This is a genomic window from Pseudomonas sp. H1_A03, from assembly GCF_054685145.1.
The window spans coordinates 2,908,580-2,925,368 of record NZ_CP162829.1; the positions used below are offsets into that span (position 1 = coordinate 2,908,580).

At 61.3% G+C, this 16,789-nt stretch carries 20 protein-coding genes; 12 read left to right on the top strand and 8 right to left on the bottom strand.

Features of this window, described 5'->3' with window-relative positions:
• Positions 1 to 282 precede the first annotated feature (282 nt).
• The 5 genes from AB4O35_RS13415 (at position 283) to AB4O35_RS13435 (ending at position 4,938) form a co-directional block, all read left to right on the top strand.
• Positions 283 to 1,653: a glutamine synthetase family protein gene (locus AB4O35_RS13415; protein WP_065882134.1), complete on the top strand. Its 1,371-nt coding sequence runs from the start codon at positions 283 to 285 to the stop codon at positions 1,651 to 1,653.
• A 102-nt stretch (positions 1,654 to 1,755) separates the two neighbouring features.
• Positions 1,756 to 2,352 carry a class I SAM-dependent methyltransferase gene (locus tag AB4O35_RS13420; protein ID WP_065882137.1) on the top strand — a complete coding sequence of 199 codons (597 nt, stop codon included), beginning with the start codon at positions 1,756 to 1,758 and terminating at the stop codon, positions 2,350 to 2,352.
• Between the two features lie 122 nt (positions 2,353 to 2,474).
• A complete protein-coding gene (gene rnd / locus AB4O35_RS13425) occupies positions 2,475 to 3,608 on the top strand; it encodes a ribonuclease D (RefSeq protein WP_065946158.1) in 1,134 nt (377 codons plus the stop codon).
• Positions 3,605 to 3,898 carry a YcgL domain-containing protein gene (locus tag AB4O35_RS13430; protein ID WP_003189597.1) on the top strand — a complete coding sequence of 98 codons (294 nt, stop codon included), beginning with the start codon at positions 3,605 to 3,607 and terminating at the stop codon, positions 3,896 to 3,898. The genes rnd and AB4O35_RS13430 overlap by 4 nt, the downstream gene beginning before the upstream one ends.
• A gap of 107 nt (positions 3,899 to 4,005) precedes the next feature.
• Positions 4,006 to 4,938: a D-2-hydroxyacid dehydrogenase gene (locus tag AB4O35_RS13435; RefSeq protein WP_065874807.1), complete on the top strand. Its 933-nt coding sequence runs from the start codon at positions 4,006 to 4,008 to the stop codon at positions 4,936 to 4,938.
• Positions 4,939 to 4,970: 32 nt separating this feature from the next.
• Here the strand turns inward: AB4O35_RS13435 and AB4O35_RS13440 are convergent, their stop codons facing one another.
• Positions 4,971 to 5,555, bottom strand: a complete 585-nt coding sequence (locus AB4O35_RS13440) for a nitroreductase family protein (RefSeq protein WP_065882139.1) — start codon at positions 5,553 to 5,555, stop codon at positions 4,971 to 4,973.
• A gap of 154 nt (positions 5,556 to 5,709) precedes the next feature.
• Here AB4O35_RS13440 and AB4O35_RS13445 point away from each other — a divergent pair, with 154 nt between their 5' ends.
• Positions 5,710 to 6,159, top strand: a complete 450-nt coding sequence (locus tag AB4O35_RS13445; protein ID WP_065946157.1) for a YcgN family cysteine cluster protein — start codon at positions 5,710 to 5,712, stop codon at positions 6,157 to 6,159.
• 59 nt (positions 6,160 to 6,218) lie between these two features.
• The gene (locus tag AB4O35_RS13450) at positions 6,219 to 7,388 is read left to right on the top strand and encodes a hypothetical protein (RefSeq protein WP_460149652.1); all 1,170 of its coding nucleotides are present in this window, start codon (positions 6,219 to 6,221) and stop codon (positions 7,386 to 7,388) included.
• A gap of 120 nt (positions 7,389 to 7,508) precedes the next feature.
• On the opposite strand, the gene AB4O35_RS13455 is transcribed toward AB4O35_RS13450, so the two are convergent.
• From AB4O35_RS13455 to AB4O35_RS13465, 3 genes are all read right to left on the bottom strand, one after another.
• Positions 7,509 to 7,850, bottom strand: coding sequence for a YgaP family membrane protein (locus tag AB4O35_RS13455; protein WP_065874811.1), 342 nt, complete (start codon positions 7,848 to 7,850; stop codon positions 7,509 to 7,511).
• A 68-nt stretch (positions 7,851 to 7,918) separates the two neighbouring features.
• Entirely contained in the window at positions 7,919 to 8,386 is a 468-nt protein-coding gene (locus tag AB4O35_RS13460; protein ID WP_003189607.1) for an RNA methyltransferase, read from the bottom strand.
• Between the two features lie 169 nt (positions 8,387 to 8,555).
• Positions 8,556 to 8,930 (bottom strand): YajD family HNH nuclease, encoded by a 375-nt coding sequence (locus tag AB4O35_RS13465; protein WP_003210675.1) that lies wholly within the window; start codon positions 8,928 to 8,930, stop codon positions 8,556 to 8,558.
• Between the two features lie 98 nt (positions 8,931 to 9,028).
• On the opposite strand from AB4O35_RS13465, the gene AB4O35_RS13470 reads away from it, so the two are divergent.
• Positions 9,029 to 9,949: a ParB/Srx family N-terminal domain-containing protein gene (locus AB4O35_RS13470; RefSeq protein WP_065882143.1), complete on the top strand. Its 921-nt coding sequence runs from the start codon at positions 9,029 to 9,031 to the stop codon at positions 9,947 to 9,949.
• A gap of 45 nt (positions 9,950 to 9,994) precedes the next feature.
• Here the strand turns inward: AB4O35_RS13470 and AB4O35_RS13475 are convergent, their stop codons facing one another.
• Complete coding sequence (locus AB4O35_RS13475; protein WP_065882144.1) at positions 9,995 to 10,681, bottom strand: spermidine synthase; 687 nt, start codon at positions 10,679 to 10,681, stop codon at positions 9,995 to 9,997.
• Positions 10,682 to 10,759: 78 nt separating this feature from the next.
• On the opposite strand from AB4O35_RS13475, the gene AB4O35_RS13480 reads away from it, so the two are divergent.
• Positions 10,760 to 11,038, top strand: coding sequence for a hypothetical protein (locus AB4O35_RS13480; RefSeq protein WP_065874814.1), 279 nt, complete (start codon positions 10,760 to 10,762; stop codon positions 11,036 to 11,038).
• Here the strand turns inward: AB4O35_RS13480 and AB4O35_RS13485 are convergent.
• Both AB4O35_RS13485 and AB4O35_RS13490 read right to left on the bottom strand, forming a co-directional pair.
• Positions 11,035 to 11,508 carry a cyclic nucleotide-binding domain-containing protein gene (locus AB4O35_RS13485; protein WP_049709454.1) on the bottom strand — a complete coding sequence of 158 codons (474 nt, stop codon included), beginning with the start codon at positions 11,506 to 11,508 and terminating at the stop codon, positions 11,035 to 11,037. The genes AB4O35_RS13480 and AB4O35_RS13485 overlap by 4 nt on opposite strands.
• A gap of 70 nt (positions 11,509 to 11,578) precedes the next feature.
• Positions 11,579 to 13,621 carry a S9 family peptidase gene (locus AB4O35_RS13490; RefSeq protein ID WP_065946155.1) on the bottom strand — a complete coding sequence of 681 codons (2,043 nt, stop codon included), beginning with the start codon at positions 13,619 to 13,621 and terminating at the stop codon, positions 11,579 to 11,581.
• Positions 13,622 to 13,645: 24 nt separating this feature from the next.
• Between AB4O35_RS13490 and AB4O35_RS13495 the strand changes: the two genes are divergently transcribed.
• From AB4O35_RS13495 to AB4O35_RS13505, 3 genes are read left to right on the top strand one after another with little or no spacing between them, the layout of a single operon-like run.
• Complete coding sequence (locus tag AB4O35_RS13495) at positions 13,646 to 14,182, top strand: MFS transporter (RefSeq protein ID WP_065882151.1); 537 nt, start codon at positions 13,646 to 13,648, stop codon at positions 14,180 to 14,182.
• A gap of 21 nt (positions 14,183 to 14,203) precedes the next feature.
• The gene (locus AB4O35_RS13500; RefSeq protein WP_065946154.1) at positions 14,204 to 14,980 is read left to right on the top strand and encodes a class II glutamine amidotransferase; all 777 of its coding nucleotides are present in this window, start codon (positions 14,204 to 14,206) and stop codon (positions 14,978 to 14,980) included.
• Between the two features lie 11 nt (positions 14,981 to 14,991).
• On the top strand, positions 14,992 to 15,534 hold the full coding sequence (locus AB4O35_RS13505; RefSeq protein WP_049709451.1) for a DUF2937 family protein: 543 nt from the start codon (positions 14,992 to 14,994) through the stop codon (positions 15,532 to 15,534).
• Positions 15,535 to 15,740: 206 nt separating this feature from the next.
• On the opposite strand, the gene AB4O35_RS13510 is transcribed toward AB4O35_RS13505, so the two are convergent.
• Complete coding sequence (locus AB4O35_RS13510) at positions 15,741 to 16,661, bottom strand: LysR family transcriptional regulator (protein WP_065946153.1); 921 nt, start codon at positions 16,659 to 16,661, stop codon at positions 15,741 to 15,743.
• Between the last annotated feature and the right edge of the window lie 128 nt (positions 16,662 to 16,789).

The window sequence follows — 16,789 nt, forward strand, 5'->3', positions numbered from 1 at the left end:
AAGGCGCTGCGAATGTTTAGCCAAGTCGCAACCAAACTCCATCAACCCTGGATTTACCCACCTATGCAGGCGTGTGAGGCTGGCCGCTATCTTCAGCACTGTGATCCCTGCATGGACGGCTCTCTCGACACCCACCCCGCGACACTGCCGTCCGATCTCGCGTTCTGGGCCCTGTTCCACTGCCGTCACGCACGCCCACCAGATACTTCATTCCTACGTTGATCCATCCCTTGGATGGCGTGCACCTGCGCGTCTGCTTTACACACACGTATGAGAATGCCCATGAGTGTTTTTGCCTGCCTGAACGAAGCCCAGTCTTACCTCGAACACAACCCAGACATCGAACTGTTCGAGCTGTTTATCCTCGACAACAATGGGGTGCCACGCGGCAAGTTGCTGCACCGCGATGAACTGCTGGCGGTGTACGAGAGCGGCCGGCCCTTGCCCAGCACTATCCTGGGCCTGACCATCAATGGCGACGACGTGGAAAACTCTGGGCTGGTGTGGGAGGTGGGCGATATCGACTGCCGCGCCTACCCGATCAGCGGCAGTTTGCAACGCATGCCGTGGCGGCTGATCCCGACGGCGGCGGTGCAGGTCAGCATGCACCCCACCGAAGGTCTGCCCGCCACCGTGGCGGATCCCCGGCATTTGCTGGCCAAAGTGATCGACGGGCTCAAGGCCGATGGTTATTACCCGGTGATGGCGGCGGAGTTGGAGTTTTACCTGCTCGACCAGAAACCCGACAGCAATGGCCGGCCACAACCGGCACGGGATGTGGATGGCGGGCGCCCGCGTTCGACCCAGGTCTACGGCCTGCGCGAGCTGGAACAGATCGAGCCGTTCCTCGCCGACCTCTACAGTGCCTGCAAACTGCAAGGCATCCCGGCGCGCACGGCGATTTCCGAATACGCCCCCGGCCAGGTGGAAATCACCCTGGAACACCGTACCGACGCCCTGCAAGCCATGGATGAAGCGGTGCGCTATAAACGCCTGGTGAAGGGCGTGGCGCACAAACACGGGATGACCGCCTGCTTTATGGCCAAGCCGTTCGATGACCTGGCCGGCACTGGCATGCACATGCACGTGAGCCTGGCGGACGCCGCGGGCAATAACCTGTTCGCCAGCGAAGCCACTGACGGCACGCCGCTGCTGCGCCAGGCGGTGGGTGGCATGCTCAGCACCTTGCTCGATTCGCTGTTGCTGTTCTGCCCCAATGCCAACTCTTACCGTCGCTTCCAAACCAACAGCTACGCGCCGCTGGCCGCCACCTGGGGCGTGGACAACCGCACCGTCAGCCTGCGCGTGCCCGGCGGGCCGGCCAACTCCCGGCATATCGAACACCGCATCTGCGGCGCCGACGCCAACCCTTACCTGGCGGCCGCCGCCATCCTGGCCGGCATTCACCGTGGCATCCGTGAACAGCGCGACCCCGGCGCTCCGGTGGAAGGCAACGGTTACGCCCAGGCCAAGGAACTGCTGCCGACCGACTGGCTTACCACGCTGCGCGCACTGGAAGGTTCACGCTGGGCGCGGGAGGCATTTGGCAGTGAGTTCCTCGGCGTGTACCTGGCGGTAAAACGCGCTGAGTATCGCCAGTTCATGGGCGAGGTAGGGGAGCAGGATTGGCGCTGGTATTTGCATCAGGCGTGAGCCGGTGACAGGGCGGTGGTGGCTTCGACCTTTTTTTCACGTACTGCTGTTTAAGCTGCCAATCAAGGTCGTTCACTACCGTTCTACTGACATGAGCCCGCGATGCCGTCACCACCATCCTCCATCGAGATCGAATACGCCGAGCGCTGTGACCGTGAGCACGCTCGGGTCTGCGGCGATACGCGCCCGCCGGGACTGCGGCGGCGCCTGGCGTCGTGGCGCGACGAGTGGCTGGTGCGCCAGGCGTTGAAAGTCGCCGGTGAACCGGGGCTGGTGCTCGATCTGGCCTGCGGTTCCGGGCGTTTCTGGCCAGTGTTGGCCGAACACGTCAACCGAGTGATCCTGGCATCGGACAATTCCCAGGACATGCTCGACCACGCACGCAGCCACCACCCGGCGTCCTTGCTCAAGCGAGTCAAGACGTTTCAGGGCTCGGCTTTTTCCATCGGTTTGTCGGCGAATGCAGTGGATTGCATTTTCTGCCTGGAGTTGTTTCGCCATGTCCCCAGCAGCGAAGGGCGCTTGGCGTTACTGCGCGAATTTCACCGGGTCAGCCGCGACACCGTGATCGTTTCTGTCAATTCTCGTACCGCCGTAGAGGACGAGTTTCGGCAGGCCGGCTTCAAGGTCCTGAATCATCAGGAATTCATGCCAGGCTCAAGCCTGTGGCGGGTCTACGTACTGCGTAAGAGAGGATAAGTCCCGCCTGTCGGACTATTCTTCAAGTCTTGTCTGAGTTTTCATGGTCGCCTCTGCACTGCGGATGCTCGCAAGTCCCTTTCGCGATATATACTGCGCGCCATTCTTCAAGGGAGAGCCGTGTGGCCATCGATATTCACTGGATCTGCGACAACGATAGCCTCGGCCAGCATTGCGCCGAATGGCAGCAGTTGCCATTCGTCGCCCTCGACACCGAATTCATGCGGGTCGACACCTTTTATCCCATTGCCGGGCTGATCCAGATCGGTGATGGCGTGCGCGCTTACCTGATCGACCCCCTGACCATCGACAACTGGCAACCGTTGGCCGCCCTGCTGGAAAACCCGGCGGTGATCAAGGTGGTGCACGCTTGCAGCGAAGACCTGGAAGTGTTGCTGCGCCTGACCGGCAGCCTGCCGGTGCCGTTGTTCGATACCCAATTGGCTGCCGCTTATCTGAATCTTGGCTTCTCCATGGGCTATTCGCGCCTGGTGCAAGCCGTGCTGGATATCGAACTGCCCAAGGGCGAGACCCGTTCGGACTGGCTGCAGCGGCCGTTGTCCGAGACGCAGATCAGCTACGCCGCCGAAGACGCGCTGCACTTGGCCGAGGTGTACATCCGCCTGCGTCCGCAGCTGTCCGACGATAAATACGCCTGGGTGTTGGACGATGGTGCCGAATTGGTCGCCAACCTGCGCCGCGAAGTCGACCCGTACGAGGTGTACCGCGACGCCAAGCTGGCGTGGAAACTCTCGCGTGCCCAACTCGCCGTGCTGCGTGAGCTGTGTGCCTGGCGCGAGCAGCAAGCCCGCGCCCGTGACCTGCCGCGCAACCGCATCATCCGCGAACACTCGTTGTGGCCCCTGGCCAAATCCCAGCCGGATAACCTCGCCGCCCTGGGCAAGATCGAAGACATGCACCCGCGCACCGTACGTCAGGACGGCCAGTTCCTGCTCGACCTGATCAAACGTGCCAGCAGCGTGCCGATGGACCAATGGCCACCCGCCGTTGCCGAGCCTTTGCCGGTGGATGCCGCTGCGTTGATCAAGCAACTGCGCGCCTTGGGCCAAACGTTCGCCGAGCGCCTGGACATGGCACCGGAACTGATGCTGCGCAAGAAAACCCTCGAGGCCCTGGTCAAAAGTGGCTACCCCAATGGGCCTTATAAATTGCCAGACTCGCTGCGTGGCTGGCGCCGCGAGTTGATGGGCCAGGCGCTGCTCGACAGCCTGGCCACTGCCGGAGAACAGCCTTGAAACGTATTTGCTCCATCTATCGCAGCAAGAAAAAAGACGGGATGTACCTCTACGTGCTGAAAAGTGATGCTTTGGAGCGCGTGCCTGAACCCTTGATGGAAGCCTTCGGCAAGGCGCATCACGCGTTTGACATGGTGCTGACGCCGGAGCGCAAACTGTCCCGTGAGGACATCGCCGTGGTCCTGGAAAACCTCGACAAGCAGGGTTACCACCTGCAAATGCCGCCAGCCGAGGACGAGTACATCGAACACTTGCCCGAAGAGCTGTTGCGCCGTAACGACCCGATGTGATCGGTGAGTGCCCTGTTCAGGGCACAGTCTTCAATGGAATCGTATAAGTGGGCGGTGGCCGTAAGGATGCGGGCGGCCGTCCGTATTGTTTTTGAAAGGTTTGAACCATGCGTGTTCTGATTGCTGAACAGGATCACCCGCTCTACGCCCGATTGCTGGGTGACCTGGCCCCGGACCTTGAGGTGCTGACCAGCGGCGACTCCGCCGAACTGTCGCGCCTGGCCGCCGATTGCCCGGTATGGCTGGGCCAGCCCGACCTGCTGGCGACATTGTTGCGCCAGGGCCATCACCCGCAATGGCTGCAGTCGACCTGGGCCGGCATTACGCCGCTGCTGGCTGAAGGCTTGCCGCGCGACTACCGCCTGACCCGCGCGGTCGGCATCTTTGGCCAGGTCATGGCTGAATTTATCCTCACCTATATGCTCGGCCACGAGCGCGAAGTGTTGGCGCGCCTGGTCAGCCAGGTCGAGCGCAAGTGGGACAACCGCTTGGGCCAGAGCCTGGCGGGGCGCAAGGCGTTGATCGTCGGCACCGGCGATATCGGCCAGAGCGTTGCCGGGTTCCTCGTGCCGTTTGGCGTGAAGCTGTATGGCATCGCAAGCGAAGCGCGTGAGCAGGCACCGTTTCTCGAAGTGGCTGGGCTCGACCAACTGGGCCGGCTGGTGGGGGAGGTGGACTACGTGATCAACCTGCTGCCCAACACGCCGAACACCCATGATGTGTACGACGCAGCGCTGTTCAAGCAATTCAAGCCGACGGGGTTGTTTATCAACGTCGGGCGCGGTGTGGCGGTGGTGGATGCTGACTTGGTCGAGGCCTTGAAGGAAGGGCATTTGGCGGGCGCAGTCATCGATGTCTGCCGTCAGGAGCCGCTGCCGCAGCGTCATCCGTTCTGGACCGCCTGGGGGTTGTTGTTGACGGGTCACAGCTCGGCGCCGACTTCGCCGCAATTGATGGTGGAGTTGTTCCTACAGAACCTGCGCGCGTACCAGGCCAAGGAAGCGCTGCGCGGCGAAGTGGATTTCGACCGCGGTTACTGACACAACGCTCCCACAGGGGATCTCGGCCAGGTTTAGAGGCTGAAATCACCTTCCGACACCAGCTCGCTCAACGGCCGGCGCGGGCTTGGCACTTCACGGCCTTGCAGGTATTCCGGCAAGGTCGACTTGTCACCCAGCTTGCCAATCGCCACGGCGGCATGCAGCGCATAACCGTCTGGAATCTTCAGCTCTTTGCGGGTCAGCTCCTGATCGAAGCCGGCCATGCCGTGGGTGTGCCAGCCGCTGAGGCTGGCTTGCAACGCCAGGTGGCCCCAGGCCGAACCCGTGTCGAAGGTGTGCCACAGCGCCGGGGTTTCTTCGGTGGCGCCCGGGGCGGTGAATTCGGTTTTCGACGCGATGATCACCAGGGCCGACGCGTGTTGCGCCCAGCCACGGTTGAATTCATTCAGCAAACCCAGGAAACGCTCCCAGTCCGGCGTGTCGCGGCGCGCGTAAAGAAAACGCCATGGCTGTGAGTTGTAGGCGGACGGCGCCCAGCGTGCGGCTTCAAAGAAACTCAGCAGGGTTTCCTGGGAGATGGTTTCGCCGGTGAAGGCGCGGGGTGACCAGCGGTCGGTGAACTGGTTATGGATCGGATAGTCGGCAACACGTGTCATGGAGCAGTTCCTGGTCGTCAATTCGGCGTTCAAAGTTACTGCGCGCCCACTAGACTGACAAGTGGTGTTACACCGCCAGTCGTAAGCGCTTGGCCCCAGGGGCCGTGGGCACTAGACTGGCGGCCTTTTCACCTACCGATACTGATGTAGAGCCATGGCCGCCAAAGTCGAACCTTTCTGGAAACGCAAAACCCTTGAACACCTCGACCAGGAGGAGTGGGAGTCGTTGTGCGACGGCTGTGGCCTGTGCTGCCTGCAAAAGCTCGAGGACGAAGACGACAACAGCGTCTATTACACGCGTATCGCCTGTAAACTGCTGGACCTGAACACCTGCCAGTGCACCGACTACCCCAACCGCCGTGCGTCGGTGCCGGACTGCATCCAGCTCACCCCTGGCCAGGCGGATCAGTTCAAATGGCTGCCGCCGACCTGCGGCTATCGTCTGGTCAGCGAACGCAAGGACCTGCCACTGTGGCACCACTTGGTCTGCGGCGACCGTGATGCTGTGCACCAAGAACGCATTTCCCAGTCCGGGCGCATGCTCAGCGAAGGCAGCGTGCCCGAGGACGACTGGGAGGATTACCTGATTTTCCGTGCGGGCTAAAAAGGAGTGTGTATGAAGGGGGGCGGCTGGGGGTGAGCCTGGTACTGCTGGCACTGAGCATGCCAGCGTGGAGCGCGAAGAAAATCGACTTGGATTATCACGTCAAACTCCTGCCCCAGAGCGATCAGGCCGAGGTGCGCGTAAGCCTGTCACAGGGCTCGGCGGTGCGCAGCCTGAACTTTGACCTCGGCCACGACGGTGACTACAGCGACTTCAAGGCCGATGGCCAGTGGAGCATCACTGAGCACCGTGGCCTGTGGCAACCCAGCGCCAACAAGGCCAGCCTGACCTACCGCGTGCGCCTCACCCACGCGCGCAAGCCCGGCATCTATGAAGCGCGCATGACGCCGAGCTGGGCGCTGTTTCGCGGCGAAGACCTGGTGCCCCCGGCGCGGCTCGACCAGCAAGACGGTGTCGAGTTGGTCTCCCGGCTGGTGTTCGAACTGCCGGCAGGCTGGAAAAGCGTCGAGACCGTATGGCCGCGTATCGGCAAGAACAAATTCCGCATTGATAACGTCTCCCGCCTGTTCGACCGGCCCACCGGCTGGATGCTCGCCGGTACCCTCGGCAGCCGTCGCGTACGCCTGGGCGAGACGGAAGTCACCGTGGCCTCGCCCAAGGGCCAGGCCATGCGGCGCATGGATGTGCTGACGTTGCTGACTTTTGTCTGGCCGCAGGTGGAAGCAGCGTTCCCGCGCCATCCGGCCAAGCTGCTGGTGGTGGGCGCCAGTGACCCGATGCGCCGTGGTGCGTTTGCGGCACGCGACTCGATCTACCTCAATAGCCGCACGCCGCTGGTCGGCGAAAACGGCAGCAGCGCGTTGATCCGTGAAGTGGTGCAGGCGATTGGGCGCTTCAACGATCACGACACCAGTGACTGGGTCAGCGAGGGTTTGGGCGAGTATTACGCAATTGAACTGCTGCGCCGAGCCGGAGGCATTACTGATGAGCGGTATGAGGCCATCCAGGCGCGCCTGGCGAAGGAAGGCAAGGACGTGACCAGCCTGCGCGGCGAGCACGCCAGCGGCGCGACGGTGGCACGGGCGGTGGTGGTGTTGCAGGAGTTGGATCGCGAGATTCGGGTAAAGACCCACAACAAACGGTCGCTGGATGACCTGGCTCAGGCGGTGATGCGGGCAGACAGCATCACCACGGCGGAGTTTGTAAAGCTGGCTGAGAGCATTATTGGCGAGCCCTCAGTGGTGCTGGACAGCAAATTATTGCGTTGACGCAAATCATTGTGGGAGCTGGCGTGCCTGCGATAGCGGTCTATCAGCTACTGAACCAGCAACCTGACACACTGCTATCGCGGGCAAGCCCGCTCCCACATTTGACCGAGTCCAGCTCGACTAATTGACGGCTTTTTCAGCCGCCACTTCCGCCTTGGTCTTCAAGTTCTGCAACTCTTCCCCAGCCCGTTCGATCTTCGCACGCACCGTGTTCATTTCCTGGCGGCCCTGTGCAAGTTTGTCCTTGAGCGAACTGTGCCCGGTGAACCCACGCGCCAGCGCCACACCGCCGATCGCCACTTGGATCAAGCCGAAAATCCCGCCACGGCGCAGGCCTTTGCCCACCATCATCACGCCACCCGCCACTGAGCCGATGCGTTCCCAACCGTGCACGTTTTGCTGCGGCTGCGTTTCAAACGGGGTGTGTTCGATGATAGGGCGCAAGGTTTTGCTGTCGCTCATGATCTGTCTCCAACGTTGGCTAGTGATATGTAGCTGACTGCTGGCACTTGCCGGATGTTCCGAAAAAATCAGTACTTGGGGCCCGAACGGGTGTTGTTGCCCTTGGCCAGTCGATCGTAGAGCACCACGTTGACGGTGGCGGCGAGGTTCATGCAGCCGGTGGTCGGGATGTAGACCACGTCTTCGCACCAGTCGCGGATCTCTTTGTCGAGGGAGCCGTCTTCAGGTCCGAAGATGTACAACGCGCGGTCGGGGTGGGTGTATTCAGGCAACGGGCGAGCGCCTTCCACCAGCTCCACGGCGACGGGGATGCAGCCCAGGGGCAGGATCTTTTTCAGGTCATCAATGCCGATCAGCGGAATGTCATGGTGGACTTTCTTGGTGTCGGTAATGAAATCCCGGGCGCGCTCGTAGCGCACGCCGGTGTAGAACACCGAGGCCACGCCGTAGCAGCCGGCGGCACGCATGACCGAGCCGACGTTTTCGGGGGATTTGGGGTTATACAGACCGATGCAGCTGTAGCGTTTATTGCCCACGGGGAAGGGTGCCTTGGAGGAAAACGGCGATTATACGGCCTGGAAGTGATGCATTGCTTGGGCGATCGCCTTCGCGAGCAAGCCCGCTCCCACATTTTGATTTGTGAACACCTTCAAAATGTGGGAGCGGGCTTGCTCGCGAAGAGGCCAGACCAGGCAAAGAAGATCTTCAGTCGTCTTTCTTCATAAGGCCAGCCAACGCCGCAAACGGGTTATGCGTCGCCTTGGCAATCGTCGGGCTGCTGGTGGAGCCTTCGCCGAAGTACTGCTGGTCGGTGTAGCGCGAGTGTTCGTTGTCGTGGCAATACAGGCAGAGCAACTCCCAGTTGGAACCGTCCTGGGGATTGTCATCATGATTGTGGTTGCGGTGGTGTACGGTCAGCTCACTCAGGCGTTTGCCGGCGAACTCACGGGCGCAGCGGCCGCACACGTGGGGGTACATCTTCAAGGCTTTGTCGCGATAGCCCATTTCCCGGTCGCGCTGGGCATCGGCGAGGATACGATCCAGCTTGGCGGTGTGGGAGGGCGGGTTGGTCGAGCTCATCATGGCTCCTGGCTATTGGGTGGTTCACGGATAAGGTTGATTCTAGCCGCTTGCGTTGTAAATGACCGCTTCACTTTATCGATAAGGAGCTGAACATCATGCGTCTGCAATCATGGACTGTTGCGTTGTTGCTGTGTGGGGTGGTTGCCCAGGCCCAAGCGTTCTCCACGCCAAAGCCCGGCCAAGTGATCGAGGTTGCACTCGAACAATTGCACCCGACCCAGGCCGTGGTGGGCTTCGACCAGATCTATTACAGCCTTGGGCTGTTCGCCGACAAACCCGCCAAGGCCTTCGATGAGTACTGCGAAACCAACGGCCAAGGCGAAGCTGACAAAGTGCCCAAGGACGCAGACCTGCACAAACCCTCCAGTTTCACCTGCAAGGACCCGGTGGGCACTCATCCCGAGGTCATGAAAACCGTGGTGGTCGGCCCCGCTGGCCAGCTGTACCTGACCGACGGTCACCACAGCTTCACCACTTTATGGGAAGTGCCCGGCGGTGGCCCTCGGTTGAAGATGTGGGTCAAGGTGACCGACGACTTTAGCAACAGCCCGACTTTGACGAGCTTCTGGCAGCGTATGGAGTCAGCGCGCAAAGTCTGGCTCAAGGACAACAGGGGCCAGACGCTGCCGCCCGAGCAGTTGCCCGCGCACCTGGGCTTCAAAAACCTGCAGGACGACACCTTCCGCAGCCTGGTGTATTTCACCCGCAAGGCGGCCTATGGCAAGCCGGAGGCTGGGGAGATCGCGCCGGAGTTCCTGGAGTTTTACTGGGGCAACTGGTTACGTACGCAGATTGACTTGAGTGCCTTCAATCTGAACAAGAAGGGCGGCTACAAGGACGCCATTGAGGCCGTTGCTAAGCGGATGGTCAGCCTGGCGCCGGGGTCGCAGGTCGGGGATAGCGGTTTTACCGCCCATCAGCTGGGTGGCATGCCGAAACTGGATCGGGATGAGCTGGAAAAAACCGTCGACAAAAAAGTGCCGTACGTGATCGATTACCGCAATTCCCAAAACTGACGCCGATCAAAAATGTGGGATCTTTGGTGTCCTGACAATCGCGGCTCAACTCTTGAGCTTCTCCGCAATCCAGATGGTGTGCCGCGTGCCCTTGTTGCCATGGGCAAACACCTGCACTTCCTCGGCCTTGAAACCGGCCTTGCGCAGTTTGTCGCTGAACAGCTTGTCAGCGCTGGCCGACCATACGGCCAGCACGCCTTTGGGGCGCAGGGCCTTGGCGCAGGCGGCCAGGCCACCGGCGGAGTACAGCCAGCTGTTGGCTTTTTGCGTGAGGCCTTCGGGGCCGTTGTCGACGTCCAGCATGATCGCGTCAAAGCCCTGGGGCTCGGCTTGCAGCACCTTGGCCACATCTTCCATACGGATCACTGTGCGCGGGTCCAGTAGCGGGCGGCCGGATTTTTCTCCCAGCGGCCCACGGTTCCATTCCACGACGCCCGGCACCAACTCTGCAACCACCACTTCGGCGGTCTTGCCCAGGTGCTTCAGGGCTGAAGCCAGGGTAAACCCCATGCCCAACCCGCCGATCAACACCCGCGAATCCGGGCGCCCGGCGACCTTGCGGCAGGGAATTTCCGCCAGGGCATCTTCGGAACCGTGCATACGTGTGTTCATCAACTGGCCGCCGTCACCGCCCTGGATCTTGATGACAAAATCTTCACCGTATTCGAACAGGCACAAGGCACCGCCGTTGTCGGGGATCGGGGTGGTGTCGAGCAGAACGAAACGTTTCATGGAAATCTCATTGGGAAGGGCATTCTTGCGCGGTTGGGAGTAGCCTTGTGACATTCCGGTCAGGCCATGGAGCCATCGATGAAGTGCAGCATTCTAACGGTCATTGTGTTGAGCGCGCTCGCATCCGGTACAGCGCAGGCTCAAGAGTTGCAAACCGTACCGATCGCGCCGGCCCCTACGCCAGGTGCGCCGGGCACCCCGACGCCGACGCTGTACCCGCAAGTCACCCCGCCGGCCGTGCCCAAGACCAACGGCTCGCCGCCCTTGGCGCCTATCGTGCTGCCGACGCCGCCGAAGGACCAGACGGTGCCTGGCCTGCAGCAAAACGACAGCAAACCGAAGACGCCCGGCGGTTAAAACTGCTGCGATAACAATTGCCCATCGGCCATGCGCAGGCGCTTGGACAGGGCGATGGCAATCGCGCGGATGATCTTGGCGGCAACCCTGGGGGTTTCGTTGAGCATCTTTTCCAGGGCGTCCTTGCCCAGGTTGAGCAGCACGCAGTCACTGGCCGCCACGCAACTGGCGGAGCGCCGCTCGCCATCAAGCACCGCCATTTCACCAAAGGCCCGGCCACTGCGCAGGGTCGCGATGGTCAGGCGTTGGCCGTCGCTGTTGGTTTTTTGCACCGCCACCTGGCCGCTGTGGATGATGCACATGAAAGTGCCGGCGTCGCCCTCTAGGAAAATCGCTTCGTCACGGGCAATGCTGCTGATATTGAAGTAGCCGGCGGCGACATGAAAATCTTCCGGCAATAGCGGGTCGAACAGGCCGCAGTCCATGAGCATGTCGCGGATTTCGTCGTTGAGAAGCGTGGGTAGTGTCATGGCTGCAGTATTGATCCATCAATCATGTAGGGCGGTCCTGTGTTCAGACAGAACCGCCGCCCTAAGTTCCTTAAACCAGCCCCAGTGCCTTGAACACAAAGCCATATTCGAGTGCTACGTCACGTAATCCCTGGTAACGACCGCTCATGCCACCATGGCCGGCGCCCAATTCGGTCTTGAGCAGCAACAGGTTGTCGTCCGTCTTGGTGTCGCGCAGCTTGGCCACCCACTTGGCCGCTTCCCAATACTGCACGCGACTGTCGTTGTAGCCGGCGATCACCAGCATGGCCGGGTAGGCTTGGGCGCTGACGTTTTCGTACGGCGCATAGGCCTTGATGCGCGCATACACCTCGGGCTCTTGCGGGTTGCCCCACTCGTCGTACTCGGTGATGGTCAACGGCAATTCCGGGTCGAGCATGGTGTTAAGCACGTCGACGAAAGGCACTTCGGCAATCGCCGCCTGGAACAGCGCCGGACGCTGGTTAAGCACGGCGCCGATCAACAGGCCGCCGGCACTGCCGCCGCTGATTGCCAGTTGTTTGGAGGTGGTCACGCCCTTGGCGATCAAGTGTTCGGCGCAGGCGATAAAGTCGCTGAAGGTGTTCTGCTTGTGCTCCTGCTTGCCATTGCGGTACCAGGCCTCGCCCAGCTCACCGCCGCCGCGCACATGCGCAATGGCGAAGGCCACGCCACGGTCGAGCAGGCTCAGGCGTGCGTGGGAAAACCACGGGTCGAGGCTCGAACCGTAGGCGCCATAGCCGTACAGGTACAGCGGCACCGGCTTGCCCAACTGGTCGCGCTTGACCACCAGGCTGATCGGCACCTGTGTGCCGTCCGCCGAAGTCGCCCACAGGCGCTGGCTGACGTAATCGTCGGCATTGAACACGCCAAGCACCGGGGTTTCCTTGAGCACCTGCTGTGCGCCGTTAGCCAGTTCCAGCTGGCGAACCTGGGCCGGGCGGTTAAGCGCCTCATAGCGCAGGCGTATCTTATCGCTGACAAATTCCAGGCTGTTTTGAACGTAGAGGCTGTAGGCGGCGTCGGGCAATTCCACTCGATAAGCTGGCACGCCTTGCGGGTGAACTTCGATCACGGGCAGCCCACCTATGCGCAGGCTCAGGGTCATGGCGCGGGCATTCAGGCTCACGCCGTCGAGCATGACGTCATCGCTGTGGGGGATCAGGTTTTGCCACTCTGCCTCGGTCGGCACGTCGCCAATGTCGGTCGCCACGAACAATGCGTAGTTGATGCCATCACGGTTGCTGCGGATAAACCAGGTCCACGCGCCATTCAACTGACCGTGGTCGACATCGTATTCATGGTCTTCGACCCGTGGCGCCAGGCAGGTAAAGTCCAGCTGCGGCTGGTCGGCGTCCAGCGCCCAGATTTCGCTGGTGGTCTTGCTGCCCAGGGCCAGCAGCAACTGGCGCTCGGAGCTGGAGCGGTAGCAATACAGGAAGAAACGCCCGTCCGGCTCATGGAACACTTCCTGCGCCGCCGTGCCATCCAGGCGATAGCGGTAGAGCTTGTGCGGACGGTGGGTGTCGTCCAATTCGCCGAAGAACAGGGTCAGGCTGTCATTGGCCCAGGTCATGCTGCCGTCGCAGTCCTGGAACTCCAGTTCACTGACCTTGCCACTGGCCAATTCCTTCACGTACAGGGTGTAGACCTCTTCACCGCTGGTATCGAGGCTGTAGGCCAGGCGCTGGTGGTCGGGGCTGATGCTGAACGCGCCAAGGGAGAAGAAGCCGCCATTGGCCAGTACATTCGGGTCGAGCAGCAATTCTTCGCTGCTGTCATCCACTTGGTTGCTGTCGTCGTCCGGGCGGCGGCAGCGGTAGTGGCGGGCGTATTCGTCACCGGCGGTGGTGCGGGTGTAGTACAGATACGGTCCCCAGGGCGAGGGCAGCGACAGGTCAGTCTCGAGAATGCGCCCCTTGATCTCCTCGAACAGGCTCTCGCGCAGCGCCTGCTGGTCGGCGAGCTGGGCTTCCTGCCAGGCGTTTTCGGCCTTGAGGTAATCGAGCACCTCAGCGCTGTCACGCGTTTGCAGCCAGGCGTACGGATCTGGGCCTTGGGCCTTGCGGGCAATCGGGGGTGTCGACATAGGCATGGATTATTCTCTATCTGGCAGACGGTGGCAGGCATTGCAGCCGCGACACGCAAAAGCCGTTATCATAGCCGCCTGTTTGCCAACCTTGCCATGGACACCATGACCGAGAACGACTATCTGACCGCTTGGGGCCTTTACGCCTTCGCTGCCTTGGGCTGCCTGTTGGTGTGGTGGCGCATGACCCGCTGGATCTGGCGCTGGCTGCGCGAGCCGTTGCAACTGCTGATGGCGGTGCTGCTGTTCAGCCCGACCATCGTCGATCCGGTCAAGACCCAGTTCGCGCCGGCCGTGGCCATTACCGCCCTGGACCTGGTGCTCAAGGTCGGCAACAACGCCTGGCGGGCCATTTCCGATTTGTTCATGTACACCATGATCGCCTTTGGCGTGTACCTCGTGATCGTATTGATCCGCTGGCCCATCGAGCGCGCCGCCAACGCCCGCCGTGAGCGCAAGGCCGCCGCCGATGCGGCACTGGCCGCTGAACCTGAAAGCGATGACGATGACGTGCCTTTCCGCCGTCCTGCGCCTGTGAGCGGTATGCGGGTCGAACCGCGCCTTTAACGTTGTAGCGAGAGCCCTGGCATGTGTGAATTATTGGGCATGAGTGCCAACGTCCCCACCGACATCGTGTTCAGCTTTACCGGGCTGATGCAGCGCGGTGGGCGCACCGGCCCGCACCGCGACGGTTGGGGCATTGCGTTTTATGAAGGGCGTGGCCTGCGCTTGTTCCAGGACCCGGCCGCGAGCAGTGAGTCGGAAGTCGCGTTGCTGGTGCAGCGTTACCCGATCAAAAGTGAAGTGGTGATTGGCCATATTCGCCAGGCCAACGTCGGCAAGGTCAGCCTGGCCAATACCCATCCGTTCGTGCGCGAACTGTGGGGGCGCAACTGGTGCTTCGCGCATAACGGCCAGCTGGCAGACTTCAATCCCCGCGCCACGTTCTACCGCCCGGTGGGCGATACCGACAGCGAAGCGGCGTTCTGCGATTTGCTCAATCGCCTGCGCGAAGCCTTTCCTGAGCCGGTGGAGATTGAGAAAGTCTTGCCGGACCTGATTGCCGCCTGTTCCGAGTACCGCAGCAAAGGTGTGTTCAACGGCCTGCTCAGCGATGGCGACTGGCTGTTTTGCTACTGCTCGACCAAATTGGCGCAGATTACCCGCCGCGCACCTTTTGGGCCGGCGCGCTTGAAAGATGTCGACGTGATCGTCGATTTTCAGGCCGAAACCACACCCAATGATGTCGTCACCGTGATCGCCACCGAGCCTTTGACCGACAACGAAAACTGGACCCGTTACGAACCGGGCCAATGGAGCCTGTGGCGACGCGGTGAATGCGTCAGCCAGGGCATCACCGAGTAAGGATATCGACCATGTTGCTCAGTTATCTGCGGTTGGTGCTGTTTGCCATCGGCCTGTTGGTCGGCGTGCAAGTGCCCGGGTTTATCAACGACTACGCCAAGCGCGTCGAGGCTCACCTGATCGAGGCCCAGACCGGCCTGAGCGGGTTCGAAACCACCGCGCGGCAGTTCTTCAACGGTGACTTGCAGGCGTTGGTGGCGCATTACCGCGCCAGCGATGATCCTGTGTTCCAGAGCGACGCCAACAGCCTGGGCGCCATGCTTGACCGCCAAGTGGCGTTGGACAAGCAGTTCCAGGCGATGCAAGGGCCTTGGTACATTCGCGCCCTGCAAGTGGCGGTGGCGGCGGACCCGGATATTCGCCAGGAAACCTGGAATGGCTACAGCTACCAGATCCTGCTGACCCCCGAAGCCATGGGCTGGGGGTTGGGCGGGGCGATGCTGTTGTCGTTTGGCATCGAATGCCTGTTCCGCCTGATCGACTGGGTGGTGTTGGGCGGCAAGCGCCTGCGCCAGAGCCGGCCGATTGAAGAGCGTGACCTCAAAGGCCTCTAAAGACCGACGCGGTCAAATGTGGGAGCTGGCCGCAGAGGTATAGCGAGTCTCTGCGTAGCAGCTGTCGAGCTTGGCGAGGCTGCGTCAGCGGTGTATCAAACAGACCGCAAACGCAGCCTCGCCAAGGCTCGACAGCTGCTACGCGATATCACATTTAGAATGTGTAGATACCGATGGCTATCGCAGGCAAGCCAGCTCCCACAGTTTTAATCGAGTTGAGCCAGCACCATCCGCTCCTCGCCGATTTCCCCGGCATAGCGGGCAACGACTTTCTGACACAACCCCACAATCTCCTCCACCAACTCCACCCCCACGCGCCACGACACCACCACCTGCAAGTTCGGCAAGCGCTGCGCCATCGGCAACATCACCAATTCCCCGCGCGCCAGCTCTTCGCTGACCAGCACCGGCGGCAACGCGCCAATCCCAAAGCCATCGCGCAGCAAGCGGGTAATCGCCGACACCGAGTTCACGCAGTTCATCCGCGGCGCGGCCACGCCGTTGGCCTGCATCAGGCTGATGACGTCCTGGTGCGGGTGGGAATTTTTCGAGTAGGTGATGATGCGCTCCTGGGCCAGTTCGGCGAGGGAGGCGTAATCCCGGTTGTAGATCGACTGGCTGGCGACGATCCAGGCCATGGGGTGGCTGGCAAGCTCCAGGCTGCGTACGGTTTCGAGGCGCAGCAGGTCGGTTTGCAGGATCAGGTCGAGAAAGCCTTTTTGCAGCTGATCGCTGAGGTTCAGCGCGGTATCGGCGACCAATTCGATTTCTACCAATGGGAAATGGTCCATCAGTTCCGCCACCAGCGGGCTGAGCCACGTGTGGATCACCGTGTCCATGGCGCCGATGCGGATGCGCCCGACCTTGCTGCTGGTGGTCTCCAGGGATTGCTTCAACCCCTGCATCGTCACCATCATCTGCTCGGCATAATCGAGTACCTTCAAGCCTTCCGGGGTCAGGCTCACGCCGCGAGAGTCGCGCAGAAACAACTTCACCCCCAGCTCGCTTTCCAGCACGGCAATGCGGCTTGAGATCGAGGCCTGGGTGGTGAACAACTTCTCGGCGGTCAGGCGGAAGCTCTTGAGCTTGGCCACCCAGACGAAGGTTTCGAGGAACTTCAAATTCATGGGATCAACTTTTTCTTATGCATGGATCGGTTTTTATTAGTTGGACGCCGCACCGGGCCAGCGCCAAAAATCGAGCTATTCCACGATAAGCGCCGTTGGGGTGTCAGGACAAGTTGCGAGTTCTGCGT